The 16,032-nt window shown below is 69.2% G+C and carries 7 protein-coding genes; 3 read left to right on the top strand and 4 right to left on the bottom strand.

The genetic code is table 11. The annotated features are described in order from the left end of the window. Positions 1–110: 110 nt before the first annotated feature. The 4 genes from cysN to ABL312_RS05035 all read right to left on the bottom strand — a co-directional run bounded on the left by cysN (position 111) and on the right by ABL312_RS05035 (position 5,321). Positions 111–2,015, bottom strand: a complete 1,905-nt coding sequence (cysN, locus tag ABL312_RS05050) for a sulfate adenylyltransferase subunit CysN (RefSeq protein ID WP_349360280.1) — start codon at positions 2,013–2,015, stop codon at positions 111–113. Between the two features lie 2 nt (positions 2,016–2,017). Continuing rightward, positions 2,018–2,932: a sulfate adenylyltransferase subunit CysD gene (gene cysD, locus ABL312_RS05045; protein ID WP_374730177.1), complete on the bottom strand. Its 915-nt coding sequence runs from the start codon at positions 2,930–2,932 to the stop codon at positions 2,018–2,020. 167 nt (positions 2,933–3,099) lie between these two features. Continuing rightward, on the bottom strand, positions 3,100–3,954 hold the full coding sequence (gene cysQ / locus ABL312_RS05040) for a 3'(2'),5'-bisphosphate nucleotidase CysQ (RefSeq protein WP_349360279.1): 855 nt from the start codon (positions 3,952–3,954) through the stop codon (positions 3,100–3,102). 44 nt (positions 3,955–3,998) lie between these two features. Then, entirely contained in the window at positions 3,999–5,321 is a 1,323-nt protein-coding gene (locus tag ABL312_RS05035) for a UDP-glucose/GDP-mannose dehydrogenase family protein (RefSeq protein ID WP_349360278.1), read from the bottom strand. A 317-nt stretch (positions 5,322–5,638) separates the two neighbouring features. Between ABL312_RS05035 and galE the strand changes: the two genes are divergently transcribed. From galE to ABL312_RS05020, 3 genes are all read left to right on the top strand, one after another. After that, on the top strand, positions 5,639–6,634 hold the full coding sequence (gene galE, locus ABL312_RS05030; RefSeq protein WP_349360277.1) for a UDP-glucose 4-epimerase GalE: 996 nt from the start codon (positions 5,639–5,641) through the stop codon (positions 6,632–6,634). A 388-nt stretch (positions 6,635–7,022) separates the two neighbouring features. Further along, complete coding sequence (locus ABL312_RS05025; RefSeq protein ID WP_349360276.1) at positions 7,023–14,636, top strand: type I polyketide synthase; 7,614 nt, start codon at positions 7,023–7,025, stop codon at positions 14,634–14,636. Further along, on the top strand, positions 14,633–16,024 hold the full coding sequence (locus tag ABL312_RS05020) for an aminotransferase class I/II-fold pyridoxal phosphate-dependent enzyme (RefSeq protein ID WP_349360275.1): 1,392 nt from the start codon (positions 14,633–14,635) through the stop codon (positions 16,022–16,024). The genes ABL312_RS05025 and ABL312_RS05020 overlap by 4 nt, the downstream gene beginning before the upstream one ends. Positions 16,025–16,032 lie beyond the last annotated feature (8 nt).

Below are 16,032 nucleotides of genomic sequence, written 5' to 3'. Positions count from 1 at the left end.
CGAAAATATCGCCAGAGGCGCCCATTCCCTGGGCAGTCGGCCATGGCCAACAAGCTTTGGGTCGGAGAGGTCCGGGCCAGGGCGGCCCGGACGGGGAAGACAGCGCAGCCCTAGATCAGCTTGCGCTCCGAAAGATAGGCGATCACCTCGTCGGCGATCGTCTCGGGATCGCGGCCCACCGTGGCGAGGCGCAGTTCGGGCGCCTCCGGCGGTTCATAGGGACTGTCCACGCCCGTGAAGTTGGGCAACTCCCCCGCGTCGGCCTTCCTGTAGAGCCCCTTCGGATCCCGGCGCCGGCAGTCCTCGATCGGCGTGTCGACGAAGATCTCCACGAACTCGTCGTCGCCGAGCATATCGCGGACCATCTTCCGCTCGGCGCGGAAGGGCGAGATGAAGGAGACCAGCGTCACCAGCCCGGCCTCGGTGAAGAGTTTCGCCACCTCCCCGACCCGGCGGATGTTCTCCACCCGGTCGGCGTCGGTGAAGCCGAGATCGCGGTTCAGCCCGTGGCGGATGTTATCGCCGTCCAGCGTGTAGGTGAGCTTGCCCTGAAGGTGCAGCTTCTTCTCCACGATGGAGGCGATGGTCGACTTGCCCGAGCCGGACAGGCCGGTGAACCACAGCACCACCGGCGCCTGGCCCAGCCGGTCGGCGCGCGCCGCCTTGTCGACGTCGAGCGCCTGCCAGTGGATGTTGCTCGCCCGGCGCAGCGCATACCACACCATGCCGGCCGCCACGGTGGCGTTGGTCAGCCGGTCGATCAGGATGAAGGCGCCCGTCTCGCGGTTTTCCTCGTAAGGGTCGAAGGCGATCGGCGCGGCGAGCGCGAGGTTGCAGAAGGCGATCTCGTTGAGCGCCAGCGATTTTCCCGCCACATGCTCGAAGGTGTTGACGTTGATCTTGTGCTTGATCTCCGTCACCGTCGCCGCGACCGTGCGCGCGCCGCTCTTGAGATAGTAGGATCGGCCGGGCAGCAGCGCGTCGTCGGCCATCCAGATAAGATGGGCCGCCATCTGGTCGGCCACCTCGGGCCGCGCGTCGGAGGCCGCGAGCACATCCCCGCGGGAGATGTCGATCTCGTCGTCGAGCGTCAGGGTGATCGCCTCGCCCACCCGCGCCGAGGACACATCACCGCTCGCGCCGATGATCCGGCGCACCTTCGACGTCCTTCCCGAGCCGGCGACGACCACCGCGTCGCCCACCGCGACGCGCCCGCCCGCCACCGTTCCGCTGTAGCCGCGAAAGTCGAGGTTCGGCCGGTTCACCCACTGGACGGGAAAGCGAAACGGCGCGTCGAGGGCGTGATCATCCACCGGAACCGTTTCCAGATGCGCAAGCAGCGTCGGCCCCTCGTACCAGGGCATGCGCTCGCCCGGCGTCGTCACGTTGTCGCCGAAGCGCGCGGACATCGGGATCGCGACCAGCGTGTCGAAGTCGAAGCCGCTGGCGAAGGCGGCGAACTCCGCGCGGATTTCCTCGAAACGCGCCCGGGAGAAATCGACGAGGTCGATCTTGTTGACCGCCAGAACCACGTGCCGGATCCCCAGAAGCGACGCGATATAGGCGTGACGGCGCGTCTGAGTCATCAGGCCGTTGCGCGCGTCGACCAGCAGCACGGCGAGATCGGCGGTCGAGGCGCCGGTCGCCATGTTGCGCGTGTACTGCTCGTGGCCGGGCGTGTCGGCCACGATGAACCTGCGCTTGTCGGTGGCGAAGAAACGATAGGCCACGTCGATGGTGATGCCCTGCTCGCGCTCGGCCTCCAGGCCGTCGACGAGCAGAGCGAGGTCGATGTCCTCGCCGACCGTGCCATGGCGGCGCGAATCGCGCTCCAGCGCCGAGAGCTGATCCTCGAAGATGAGCTTGGAATCGAACAGCAGCCGGCCGATCAGCGTCGACTTGCCGTCGTCGACGGAGCCGCAGGTCAGAAAGCGCAGCTGGTCCTTGCCCTCCTGGGCGGCGATGTAATCCAGAACGGCCGAATCGGTCGCCTTTTCATGCAGTGTCGCGCTCATGATCAGAAGTACCCCTCGCGCTTCTTCTTTTCCATGGAGGCGCTCTCGTCGCGGTCGATCAGACGGCCCTGCCGCTCGGAGGTGCGGGCGATGAGCATTTCGCGGACGATCGCCGGCAGTGTGTCGGCATCGGATTCGATGGCACCGGTCAGCGGATAGCAGCCCAGCGTGCGGAAGCGGATCATGCGCTCGCGCACCACCTCGCCGGGGCGCAGCTTGAGGCGGTCGTCGTCGACCATGATCAGCATGCCGTCGCGCTCGATCACCGGGCGCGGGGCCGCGAGATAGAGCGGCACGATCTCGATGTTCTCGGTCAGGATGTATTGCCAGATGTCGAGCTCGGTCCAGTTCGACAGCGGGAACGCGCGGATGGACTCGCCCTGTGAAATCCGGGCGTTGTAGAGGTTCCACAATTCCGGGCGCTGGTGCTTCGGGTCCCAGCCGTGCGCGGCCGTGCGGAAGGAAAACACCCGTTCCTTGGCGCGGCTCTTTTCCTCGTCGCGCCGCGCGCCGCCGAAGGCCGCGTCGAAGCCGTGTTTGGTGAGCGCCTGCTTCAGCGCCTCGGTCTTCATCACCTGGGTGTGCACCGACGAGCCGTGATCGAGCGGGTTGATCCCGCGTTCCAGCCCTTCCGCGTTGGTGTGCACGATGAGATCGAGGCCAAGCCGCTTCGCCATGTCGTCGCGAAAGCGGATCATCTCCTGGAACTTCCAGGTGGTGTCGATATGCATCAGCGGAAACGGCGGCTTCGACGGGTAAAACGCCTTCATCGCCAGATGCAGCATCACCGCCGAATCCTTGCCGATGGAGTAAAGCATCACCGGATTGCGAAATTCGGCCGCGACCTCGCGAATGATCTGGATGCTTTCCGCCTCCAGACGCCGCAGGTTGCTTCGCCGCACCACCTCCATATTCATATCGGCACTCCGTCCAGAACCTCTTTGATCTTGAGGCTAGAAGGACAGTCGTGCCTGTGGGAGGAACCGGATTGCGATTATTCGGGCAGGGGTAACCGTTTTTTCCAGAAAACCCTTTTCCGGAAATGCCGAGAAGACGCCAGGGGGCCGAAGGGCCGGTTCGCCGATCAGTCCGCCAGCGCGGCCACGGCCCGATCGATCAGGGCGCGCGTGGCAGCCGCGAGGAAGCCGGGGTTCGCGAAGTCCGCGTCCTGCGCCTGGCGCCGCTTGCCATAGGCGAAGGGCGTTCCGTCAAGCGCGGTCACCAGCCCGCCGGCCGCCGCGAGAACCGCGTGTCCCGCCGCCGTGTCCCATTCCATCGTGCGCCCGAAGCGCGGATAGAAATCCGCCGCCCCTTCGGCGAGCATGCAGAACTTGAGGGAGGATCCGATGCTGACACGCTCGCCGATGGCCATGCGGTCGAGCAGACCGTCGATCTGTTCGTCGCGATGCGAGCGGCTCGCCACGGCGACCGGATGCGCCGGCACCGGCCTGCGCACGCAGATCCGCCGCCAGTCGCCGATCCGCCCCTCGTCCACCCGCGCGGCCCAGGCGTCCGCCCCGCCGCCGGCATCCCCGCGCGCCGTCCGGGTGTCGCCGGCGAAGATCTCGCCGCGCGCCGGGGCGTGAACCACGCCCATGACGGGCGTCCCCGCTTCGATCAGCGCGACATTCACCGTGTAGTCGGGACGACCGGCGACGAATTCCCGCGTTCCGTCGAGGGGATCGACGAGGAAGAATTTCCCGGAAATCTCAGGGACCTCTCCGGCCGCCGCGGCCTCTTCCGCGACCACCGGGATATCCGGAAAGGCCGCGCGCAATCCGGCCAGCACGATCTCTTCCGCGGCCCGGTCGGCCTCGGTGACCGGGCTTTCGTCGCCCTTGCACTCCACCGTGAGCCCGGCCTGCGCATGGCTCAGGATCGCCTCGCCGGCGGCGATACACAAACGGGCGAGCCCCTCCAGCTCCGTCGATGGCTTCATGCTGGCACCCGCCCTTTCCGTTTCCGTTGTCGTGCGGCGGGTCGTCAGATCCCGCCGCCCACGGCACCCTTGCCGATCCCGCGATAACTGAGCCCGGCCTCCGCCGCGTCCGAGGCCTGCCAGATATTGCGCATGTCGACCACGGCACGCCCGCGCATGCGCCGCGCGATCTCGGAAAGCGAAAGCCCGCGATAGACATTCCATTCCGTCAGCACGGCGACGGCGTCCGCCGCGTCGGCGACCTCATAGGGGTCGTCCCGCCACTCAAGGCCCGGAAGCAGCGGTTCGGCCTGTGCGCGGGCTTCCGGATCGTGCGCGATCACCTGCACGCCGGCGGCCTGCAGCGCCGGCACGATCGCCAGGGACGGCGCGTCGCGCACGTCATCGGTGTTCGGCTTGAAGGCGATGCCGAGCATGCCGACGGTCTTGCCCGCCGGCTCCGGCCCGAGGCTTGCCAGGATCCGCTGGGCCATGTCGCGCTTGCGGCGGTCGTTCACGTCGATGGTGGTCTCGACCAGACGCAAGGGCGCCCCGTGGCGCTGACCCGTCGCGGCCAGCGCGCTGGTGTCCTTGGGAAAGCACGAGCCGCCGTAGCCGGGTCCGGCATGCAGGAACTTGCCGCCGATCCGCTTGTCGAGGCCGATCCCGCTCGCCACCTTCTGCACGTCGGCGCCGACCTTTTCGCACAGGTCGGCGATTTCGTTGATGAAGGTGATCTTGAGCGCCAGGAACGCGTTGGCCGCGTATTTCGTCAGTTCCGCGTTTTCCAGGGTCGACACCAGGATCGGCGTCTCGCGCAGGTAGAGCGGCCGGTAGAGGCGCCGCAGCACGTCCTCGGCGCGCGCGTCCTCCGCCCCCACGACCACGCGGTCGGGCCGCATGAAATCCTCGATCGCCGAGCCCTCGCGCAGGAACTCCGGATTGGAGGCGACCGAAAAGGCCACGCCGGGGCGCTCCGCGCGAATGATCTCGGCGACCTTCCGGCAGGTCCCGACGACGACCGTCGACTTGACGACGACGACGGTCTCGGGCCGCATCGCGCGGGCGATCTGGCGGGCCGCCTCGAAGACATAGGTCAGATCCGCCTCGCCGTCGCCGCGCCGCGACGGGGTCCCCACGGCGACGAACACCACGTCGGCGGCCGCGACCGCCTCGTCGAAGGCGGTCGTGAAGGCAAGACGGCCGGCCTTGAGATTCCGGTCGATCAGATCGTCGAGACCCGGCTCGTAGATCGGAACCTCGCCCGCCTTCAGCCGCGCGATCTTGTCCGCGTCGACATCGACGCAGGTCACATCGAAGCCGAATTCGGAAAAACAGACGCCCGAGACGAGACCGACGTATCCGGTTCCGATCATCGCAATACGCATGACACCTCCACGGTCTCGCAACATGGCCGGGGTCGCGGCCCTTCGCGGAGACCCTTCCGCACACACCCCGGATTTCCCGCCCGGCAATAGAACCGGCGCACGACAGTTTTGTGTCCGCGGAACCAGGCGGGGCCTAAGATGCCCGCACGGAACGCCCGCGCCGGCGCCGTCTCGACCGGCGGCGCTTTCGGCACAGCGCGTGGTGCGGGACGGACGGGCCGCTTTGGTGTCCGCTTGTCAGGGCATTGTCAAGCCGATACCCAGAGCGTGACGACGCGCCGCGCGGCGCGGATCGGTCTCGCTGCCAGGAGGACGACATGGCGATACTGGTGACCGGCGGCGCCGGCTATATCGGAAGTCATATGGTCTGGCGACTTCTCGACGCCGGCGAGACGGTGGTGGTGGTCGACAACCTGAGCACGGGGCATGACTGGGCCGTCCCGGCGCAGGCGACGCTCGTCGAGGGCGACATCGGCGATCCGGCGACGCTGGCGCGGGCCTTCGGACAGGTCGGGATCGAGGCGGTGATCCACTTCGCCGGATCGGTGGTGGTGCCGGAATCGCTGGCCGATCCCCTCAAATACTATCGCAACAACACCTGCGCCTCGCGCGCGCTGATCGAGGCCTGCGTCGCGCGCAACGTGACAAGTCTCATCTTTTCATCGACGGCCGCCGTCTATGGCGAGCCCGAGGCCTGCCCGGTCGCGGAGGACGCGCCGAAGCGCCCTGTCTCGCCCTATGGCACGTCGAAACTGATGACCGAACTGATGCTGGCCGACGTCGCCAGAGCGAGCGGGCTGCGCTACGCGGCCCTCAGGTACTTCAACGTCGCCGGCGCGGATCCGCAGGGGCGCACCGGCCAGTCGACGCAAGGCGCGACGCATCTGCTGAAGGTCGCCTGCGAGGCCGCGCTCGGAAAGCGCGACGGCCTCACCGTGTTCGGGACGGATTACCCGACCCGCGACGGAACGGCGGAACGCGACTACATCCATGTCAGCGATCTGGTCGAGGCCCACTTCCTGGCGCTGAAACGGTTGCGGGACACCCGGGAGAACTTCACCGTCAACTGCGGCTACGGGCGCGGCTATTCGGTTCTGGAGGTGGTGCAGGCGGTCCAGGCGGCGGCCGGATCGCCCTTTCCGGTGCATCACGGCGGGCGGCGCGCCGGCGACCCGCCGCAGGTTATCGCGGACAATGCCGCGATCGTGAAGCTGCTGGACTGGGAGCCGCACCACATGGACCTGGAGCGCATCGCACGCGACGCGCTGGCGTGGGAGCGGCATCTTCAGACGCGCAATTCACGGTTGGTCTAAACTACATTACGCCTTGATCCTGTGCGCGTCTTGGACAATAAAGCGCACGCGCGAGCCCGGGTCGCAAAATGCTTCGCCACGCGCATTCGATACGGTCGGGGGCTTGCGTATGCATCATCTGTTTTGAAACGGTCCGCCCAGGTCGCCAAGCGGCCGGACAGCCGGGCGTGCCAGAACATGGTCTTTCGACATGCCAACTGCTGATCCAGAAACCGGAAGCTCCGTTACGTTTCAACCATCGAGAGCGTATTAAATCCGACTTGCCCCCGGGTCATGATGGTTCCTTTGCGTCCGTGCGGAGCCATGATACCTCTTCTCCCGGTCGCCGGCTTTGCATACCCTTGAATAAAACCGGTCTGGAACCGGGCCAATTGCGGAAGAACACCGAATGTCGTTGCGTGCACACAAGACCATCATCTCAGGCTATGCAGCGCGGCTTCCCGGCGCCAATTCGGTCGATGATTTCTGGTCGTTGCTGAGCGAGGGGCGGTGCTCCGTCACGCAGGTCACGGCGGATCGGTTTTCCACCGAACGCTTCCTTCATCCGCTCAAGGGGGCAGCCGGACGCAGCTTCACCTTCGCCGCGGGCCAGATCGACGACGTGTGGGGATTCGACGCCGGCTTCTTCGGCATTTCGCCGCGCGAGTCCGCCCAGATCGATCCGCAGCAGCGCCTCTTGCTGCAAACGGTGTGGGAAGCTCTCGAAGACGCCGGGTTGAAGCCCTCCGACCTCGCCGGCTCCGAGACCGGTGTCTATGTCGGCGCCTCCGGACTGGACTACCATCAGCGTCTGCTGTTCGACATGCCCGCCGTCGACATGCAGTCGATGACCGGCAACACGCTGTCGATCGTCTCCAACCGCATTTCCTATATCTTCGATCTGCGCGGACCGAGCTTCACGCTCGACACCGCGTGTTCGTCCTCGCTCGTCGCGCTGCATCAGGCCGTCAGCGCCATCGAAAGCGGCCAGATCGACACCGCCATCGTGGCCGGCGTCAATCTTCTGCTGAGCCCCTTTTCCTTCATCGGCTTCGCGCGCGCCTCCATGCTGTCGCCGCAGGGCCTGTGCCGGGCCTTCGACGCATCGGGCGACGGCTATGTGCGGTCCGAAGGCGCGGTGGCGATGGTGCTGCGGCGCGACGATGCCGATCCCAGCCCGCGGGCGCGCATCGTGGCGACGGGCATCAACGCCGACGGGCGCACCGCCGGGCTGTCGCTCCCTTCCGCGTCGTCGCAGGCGGTTCTGCTCGACGCGCTCTATCACGGTCTGGAAATCGACCCGAACGACCTCGCCTTCATCGAGGCGCATGGAACCGGCACCCAGGTCGGCGACCCGGCGGAGGCCTCGGCGCTCGGAAGCGTGGTCGGCCGCTCGCGCAGCGCGCCGCTGCCGATCGGATCGGTCAAGACCAACGTCGGCCATCTGGAACCGGTGTCGGGCCTCGTCGGCGTGCTGAAGTCGGTGCTTGCGCTGCGCCATGACACGTTCCCCAGGTCGCTGCATTTCGATGAGCCGAATCCCAACATCGACTTCGCCGACCTGAACCTTGAGGTCGCGGCCGCGCCCGTGGCGCTGGAGCGCAAGGACACGCCGCGTCTTGCGGGGATCAACTCCTTCGGCTTCGGCGGCACGAATGCCCATGCCATCGTGAGCGACGGGGCGGAGGTCCGCGCGCCGCAAAGCACGGTTCCGGACACCGCGCCCCTCGTCCTGTCGGCGCGCAGCGAGGCGGCGCTGAAGGATCTGGCCCGGCGGTACGCCACCTGCCTCGACAGCGCGCCCGCCGAGGTGTCGGCCGGCGCCATCAGCGACGCCACCGTGCGCCACCGCGACCTGCTCGAACACCGGCTGATCGCGCTCGGCACCGCCGAGGAGAAGCGCGCCGCCCTGCGCGCGCACGCCGACGACACCGCAACCGCGCAGGCCATCAGCGGAAAGGCGGCCGGGCGCACGGGACGCATCGCCTTCGCCTTTTCCGGCAACGGCTCGCAATGGGCCGGCATGGGACAGGCGGCCTACCAGACCGAGCCGGTGTTCCGCCGCGTGTTCGAGGCGGTCGACAAGCATTTCATGGCGGAGTCCGGCTGGTCGCTGGTCACCATGCTGTTCTCCGGCGATCTCGATACCGAGATCGAGCGCACGGAGATCGCACAGCCGCTACTCTTCGCGCTTCAGGTGGCACTGGCCAGCGCGCTGCGCGAGCGCGGGGTCGAGGCCTCGGCCGTCGTCGGGCACAGCGTGGGCGAGGTCGCCGCGGCCTGGTACGCGGGGCTGGTCGATCTCAAGACCGCGACGTCGATCATCCACGCGCGGTCGACACAGCAGGAAGTGGTGCGACACCTGGGGGGCATGGCCGCGCTTCTGCTCGCCGAGGACGACGCGCGCGCCGCGCTGGCGGAAGCCGCGCTGCCGGGGCTGGAGCTTTCCGCCGTGAACTCGCCGCGCAGCGTCACGCTCTCCGGCCCGAGCGAGAGCATCGACGCCTTCGCGCGGCTGGCGCGCAAGAAGAAATGGGCCTTGCGCAAGCTCACGATCGCCTACCCGTTCCACAGCGCCCTGGTCGACCCGATCGAGGCGCCGCTGAAGACCGCTCTCGGCACCATCGCGCACAGGCAGGGCGGGATCGCCTTCCTGTCCTCGGTTCACCCCGAGGCGGAGACGATCGTGCCGGATGCCGACTACTGGTGGGAAAACGTGCGCCGGCCCGTGCGTTTCGCGGATGCGGTCCAGACCCTCGCCGAGCGGCACCCGGTCGATCTCGTGGTGGAGATCGGTCCCAAGCCCGTCCTGCTCAACTACGTCCGCGACACGCTGCGGGCGGCGTCCGCGCCGGCGCCGGTTCTCGCCACCTTCGACAAGCCGAAGACCGACGCCGAAAAGCCCGACAGCATCGAGCATCTGGTCGCCCGGATCGTCGCCCATGGCGCGACGCCGGATTTCGACCGGCTCGTCGGCCCGGCCGGCAAGAACCTTCCGCCCCTGCCGCATTACCCCTGGCAGACGGTGCCCTATGTCACGCCGGAAACGGGCGAACGGCTGAACGTCACCGACCGGGCCTCGCCGCTCGCCGGCGCGCGGCTGCGCGACGACGACACCACCTGGTACAACCTGATAGATACCGACCTCCTGCCGTTCCTCGCCGATCACAAGGTGGAGGAGGCAACCGTCTTCCCCGCCGCCGGCTTCGTGGAAATGGCGCTGCGCGCGGCCCTGGATTTCACCGGCACGGCCACGGTCGAACTGTGCGATTTCGAGATCGTGCGCCCCTTGCTGCTGGAAGCCGGCAAGACGGTCGAAACGCGCATCCGGCTGTCCGCCGACGACCGGGTGATCGAGATCTGTTCGCGGCCGCGTCTGGCGGACGCGGACTGGTCGATGCATGCGCAGGCTTCGTTCCGCACGCTTGCGGCGGCGAGCGACCCGCAGGCGCCCTCCGGTGCGCCGGGCGAGACCACCATCACGCAGGAGGCGATCTACGCGCTCACCGAGGCGCATGGTCTCTTCTACGGCCCCGCCTTCCGCCTTGCCTCCACGACCGTGCTGCGCGGCGAACGACAGGCGGACGTGACGCTGGCGCCCCCGTGCGACGGCGTCGATCCGGACCGCTTCGCTCTGCATCCCGCCCTTGCCGACGCCGGCTTCCACGGTCTCTTCGCCCTGCTCGCCGCCCATGTCGGGGGCGAAGAGGGAACCGGGTTCCTGCCGGTGCGCTTCGGCGCCATCGAACTGCATGCCGCCCAGGCGGTGCCGACGCGCGTCGAGATCGTTCTGGAGCGCGCCAGCCCGCGCTCGATCGTGGCGACCTTCGACTACCGCGACGACGCCGGCGTCCTCGTCGCGCGGCTGCGCGGCGCGCGCTTCCGCGCCGTGCAGTTCCAGATGGCGCAGGACGGCGGCGCCCTCGCCTATCGTCTCGACGCGCGGCTGCTGAGCGGCGACGCCTGCGAGGCAACGCCTGCGCCCGCCGATGTGATCGCGCTGGCGCGCGATGCGGGGATTGTCGTCGCCGATGCCGACGCCGAGGGCTTTCAACCGGCGGACGAGCCGCTGCTGCTCGACGCGCTGGCGCGCACGATCGTCCATCGCAGTCTTGCGGAGGTGCTTGGGCCGGGCCCGACGCCCCTTGCCGCCGCCGTGGCCGACGGCCGGCTGGCGGAGACCGCCGTGCCCTTCGCCGGCCATTTCCTGCACGAACTGGCGCAGCAGGAGCTTGCCGAGGAAACCCCGGAGGGCTGGCGCCTCCTCGACCTGGAAGAGGCGCTCGATCCCGACGATCTCGTGCAGTCGCTCTTTGCCGGCGTCGGTGCGCATGGTCCCGAGGCGACGCTGCTGGCGCGGCTCGCCGACGACCTGCCCGACGTCCTGCGCGCCGGCCTGCCGGACCGCGCACCGGAGTTCTTCGCGCCCGGCCTCTACGACGCCTATCGCACCGACGCGCCCGGCATGAAGGCGCTTGCCGACGGCCTCGCGGGGATCGCCCGGCGGGTGATCGCCGACTGGCCGGCGCACAAGCCGCTCGCCGTGCTCATGATCGGCGCGGATCAGCCGGCTCTGGCCCAGACGCTGGCCGCCGCGCTGCCGCAGGACCGCGCCGTGCTCACCGTGACCGACGCGACCCGGACAGCGCTCGACCGCGCCCAGCGGCAGTGGCACGGGCGTCCCGACACGCGTTTCGTTCCCTTCGAGGCCGAGACCCTCGCCGAGGCCGGCCCCTTCGATCTGGTGATCGCCTGCAACGCGCTCACGGCTCTGGCCGGGGCGGCGCTGAGCGATCTTGCCCGCGCGCTGGCCGGCGATGCCCTGCTGCTCGCCGCCGAACCGGCACCGACGCTTTCGGCGGATCTCATCCACGGCATCGGTCACGACTGGTGGACCGTGCTGCCCGGCACCGACTTCGCCTTTTCCGCGCGCCAGAGTGGCGCGGACTGGGCCAAGACCCTGCAGGCCGGACCGTTCGACGCGGTCGAGACGGCCGCGCTGGATGGCGCCCTGATCGAGGCGAGCCTCGTCGCGGCGCGGCCCAGGGCGGTCGCGCAAGCGCCGCAGGACCCGGCCGCCCGCGCCAACGGCGCGGGGCGCGAGGACCAGTCCGCCGACACAAGCGCCCTGCTGGTGCTGAGCGATGCCGACGGCCACGGCCGGGCGGTGGCGCGCAGTCTGAAGCGCTGCCTGGAGGAGCGCGGCCTCACCGCCGCGCTCGCCGAAATCGGCGGCGAGACCGCCGTGACCGCGGCCGGCGACTGGACGCTGGATCTCGACGATCCCGACCTTTTCGCGCAGAACGCCGATCTTCAGGCGGCCTGCGCGGGCGGAGTGATCGACCTGACCGGCGCGTTCCGCGACGACGATGCGCTTGCCGCGGTCGGGGACCGCACCTGGACGCTCACGCGCCTGCTGACACGCTGCGGCGCCCGCGCCGGACAGATCCTCGTCGTCGCGCCCGACGGCGCGCGCGCGCATGCCCTGTCGCGGACGCCCGACCCCGTGCAGGCGGCGATCTGGGCCTACGGTCGCGTCGCGATCAACGAATTTCCCGATGTGACCCTGCGCCTGCTCGATCCGGGCCGGCACCGGGATCCGAGTGCCATCGCCCTGCGCATCGCCGCCGAGATCGACGCCGCCGACGCGGCGAACGAACGCGAGATCGTGCTCGACGGGGACCGCCGTCTGGGGCTGCGTCTCGACCGGCGCACCGATCTGCCGGTCGTCGGCGAGGGAGCCGCCCCGACCCCGGCCCTGCGTCTCGAAATGGGGCAACAGGGCCTGCTCGACCGCCTCGCCTGGCGCGACATGGAGCGCGCGCCGCTGCAAGGCGACGAGATCGAGATCGCCGTGGAAGCGACCGGTCTCAACTTCCGCGATGTGATGTGGGCGCTCGGCCTTCTCCCCGAGGAGGCGCTGGAGGACGGGTTCGCCGGCCCGACGCTCGGCATGGAGTGCTGCGGGCGGGTCGTCGCCCTGGGTCCCGACGCGACCGATCACGCGGTCGGCGACCGGGTGATCGCCTTCGCGCCGGCGTGTTTCGCCACCCACGTGCGCGTGTCGCAGACGGGGTGCGTTCCGGTGCCGGGCAATCTGCCGGCGGAAGCGGCCGCGACCATCCCGGTCGCCTTCCTGACGAGCTACTACGCGCTGGTGCATCTGGCCGCGCTGCAGCCGAAGGACACGGTGCTCATCCACGGTGGCGCCGGCGGCGTCGGCCTCGCCGCGATCCAGATCGCCCGGCATGTCGGCGCGCGGATCATCGCGACCGCCGGATCGGCGGAAAAGCGCAGCCTGCTGCGCCGTCTCGGCGTCGCACACGTGCTCGATTCCCGCTCGCTCGCCTTCGCCGACGACATCCGCCGGCTGACCGGCGGCGCCGGCGTCGACGTGGTGCTCAACTCGCTGTCGGGCGAGGCGATGGAGCGCAGCATCGACGTGCTCAAGCCCTTCGGCCGCTTTCTGGAACTGGGCAAGCGCGACTTCTACGCCAACACCCATCTGGGCCTGCGGCCGTTCCGCCAGAACCTGAGCTATTTCGGCATCGACGCCGACCAGCTGCTGGTGCATCAGCCGGCGCTTGCCCAGCGGCTGCTGCGCGAGTTGATGGCGCTGTTCGAGGACGAAACGCTGGTGCCCCTGCCCTACCGCGATTTCGACGCGGACGACGCGGTGGCCGCCTTCCGGCTCATGCAGCAGGCGGGGCACATCGGCAAGATCGTGATCCGCCCGCCGGAAACGGTCGAGGCGCCGGAAACGCTGGCGCCCGTCGCCCTCGACGCGCAGGCCGCGATGGTGGTGATCGGCGGCTTCGGCGGCTTCGGCGCCGCGCTGATCCGCCGCCTTGCCGACATGGGCGCGCGCACCGTGGCGGTGCTGTCGCGGCGCGGCGCGGCGGCGGACGGCGCCGCCGACCTCATCGCGGAGATGGCCGCACGCGGCGTGACGGTCACCGCGCATGCCTGCGACGCGACCGACGAAGTCGCACTTTCCGAAGCGCTGGCAAACGTGCGGGCCAAGGCCGGGTCGATCGGCGGCGTGTTCCACACCGCGATGGTGCTGGACGACATGCTGATCGCCAATCTCGACCGGGCGGCGATCGACCGGGTTCTCGCCCCCAAGGTGCGGGGCGCGGAGTTGCTCGACCGCCTCACCCGGCAGGATGCGCTCGCGCATTTCGTGCTGTTTTCGTCGGCCACCACGCTGGTCGGCAATCCCGGACAGGCGAACTATGTCGCTGCCAACGGCTACCTTGAAGGCCTGGCCGCCCGCCGCCGCGCGGAAGGACTGCCCGGCCTCGCCGTGGCCTGGGGCGCGATTTCCGACGCGGGCTATCTCGCGCGCAATGCCGAGGTCGGCGACAAGCTCGCCCGCAAGCTCGGCCGCCATGCGCTGAGCGCGCGGGAAGCGCTCGACGGCCTCGCCCGGCTGATGGCCGAGCCGCAGGACGACGTGAAACGGGCGCTCACCGGCTACGCGCGCATCGACTGGGCGGCGGCGCGCCGCGATCTGGCGCTGCTCGGCACCGGATTCGCCGAGCGGCTGGGCATCGACGGCAGCGACGACAGCGGCGGCGAGGCCGGCGCGATCGATCTGGCCGCGCTGCTCGAGGGGCTAGACCGGGCCGGCGCGATCGAGAAGGTCTGCGGACTGCTCGCGACCGAGATCGGCCGCATCCTGCGGATCGATGCAGCCGAGATCGAGCCGGGCAAGCCGCTGACGGATGTCGGCATGGATTCGCTGATGGCGCTGGAGCTGCGCATGGCGGCGGAACGCCAGTTCGGCATCGACATTCCGTTGATGTCGCTCGCCAATGGCGCCACACTCGCCGACATGGCGGCGCGGATCGTCGATCAGGTGCTGTCCGGCGAGACGGGCCCCGCCCTGTCGGCGGACGCGAAGGCGAACGCGATGCAGCATCTCGGCGAGGATGCCCTGTCGGACGCGAATGCCGAAACGCTCCAGGATGTCGCCGCCCGGGTCGAGGAAAAGACGAAGGACATGAGGTCGTTGTTGTGACGCAGGGTCCGAAGGATGGCGGCGGCGCGGATCGCCGCAAGCGGCTCGTCGCCGATCTGCGCGCCAGCCGCAAGCCCGCGCGGCGGACCGACACGCCCGAGCGCCCGGTGACGAGCGGACCCGCGGCGACCGCCAGGGCCTTCGATTTCTCGCAGCTCCCCGCCTTCCGCCAGCTCGGCATGCACCGCGCGGCGGCCGAGATGATCGGCCTCGACAACCCCTTCTTTCGCCCGCATGACGGCGTCGCCGGCGCGACCACGACGATGGACGGCACGCAGGCGGACAATTTCGCCTCCTACAACTATCTCGGGCTGAACGGCCATCCGGAGGTCAACGCGGCGGTGACCCGCGCGGTCGCGCAATATGGCACGAGCGCCTCGGCCAGCCGCGTGGTCGCCGGCGAGCGCCCGATCCACCGTGAGCTGGAAGCCCGCCTCGCCGCCGTGCACGGCACCGAGGACGCGGTGGTGATGGTCAGCGGCCATGCGACCAACGTCACGACCATCGGCCATCTGATGGCGGGCGAGGATCTGATCCTCAGCGATTCGCTGGTCCACAATTCGATCAGCGAGGGCGCGCGTCTCTCGGGCGCGGCGCGGATGAATTTTCCGCACGGCGATCTGGACACGCTGGAGGCGCTGCTCGCCGAGCACCGCCACAAGTTCAACCACGTGCTGATCGCGGTCGAGGGCATCTACAGCATGGACGGGGACTTCCCCGACCTGAAGCGCCTGATCGCGCTCAAGTCCACCTTCGATGCCTGGCTGATGGTCGACGAGGCCCATTCCGTCGGCGTGCTGGGGGCGACGGGACGCGGCATCGCGGAACATTTCGGCATCGATGCGCGCGGCGTCGAGATGTGGATGGGCACCTTGTCGAAGACGTTTTCGTCCTGCGGCGGGTATATCGCCGGGTCGAAGGCGCTGTGCGACTATCTGCGCGCCACCGCCCCGGGCTTCGTCTTCTCGGTCGGCCTGTCGCCGGCGCTTGCCGCCGCCGCGATCGCCTCCATCGAGCTGATGGAGCGGGAGCCGGACCGGGTGCGACGGCTTGCCGAAAACGGCCGGCGGTTCCTGACCGCCGCCCGGGCGGCGGGGCTCGACACGGGACCGAGTGCGGGTCTGAGCGTGGTGCCGGTGATCGTCGGCGATTCCATCGCCGCCGCGACCCTGTCCAACCGGCTGCTGGCGCGCGGCATCAACGCGCTGCCCATCGTCTTTCCGGCGGTCGCGGAAAAATCCGCCCGGCTGCGCTTCTTCATCACCAGCGATCACAGCGCCGAGCAGATCGACCGGGCCGTCGCCGCGACGGCGGAGGAACTGGCCCGTCTGCGCGAGCAGAACACCGGGTTCGGCACGCTGGTCGCGCGCGCCCGGCAAATGGGCTGAGCCGCCCG

The sequence above is a fragment of the Stappia sp. genome, from assembly GCF_040110915.1.
In the GTDB taxonomy this organism is placed as follows: domain Bacteria; phylum Pseudomonadota; class Alphaproteobacteria; order Rhizobiales; family Stappiaceae; genus Stappia.
This window is presented reverse-complemented; position numbering and strand designations above follow the sequence as displayed.

Coding starts and splice junctions, on each gene's coding strand:
- cysN (WP_349360280.1), bottom strand. CDS start 2,015: ATGAGCGCGACACTGCATGAAAAGGCGACCGATTCGGCCGTTCTGGAT.
- cysD (WP_374730177.1), bottom strand. CDS start 2,932: ATGAATATGGAGGTGGTGCGGCGAAGCAACCTGCGGCGTCTGGAGGCG.
- cysQ (WP_349360279.1), bottom strand. CDS start 3,954: ATGAAGCCATCGACGGAGCTGGAGGGGCTCGCCCGTTTGTGTATCGCC.
- ABL312_RS05035 (WP_349360278.1), bottom strand. CDS start 5,321: ATGCGTATTGCGATGATCGGAACCGGATACGTCGGTCTCGTCTCGGGC.
- galE (WP_349360277.1), top strand. CDS start 5,639: ATGGCGATACTGGTGACCGGCGGCGCCGGCTATATCGGAAGTCATATG.
- ABL312_RS05025 (WP_349360276.1), top strand. CDS start 7,023: ATGTCGTTGCGTGCACACAAGACCATCATCTCAGGCTATGCAGCGCGG.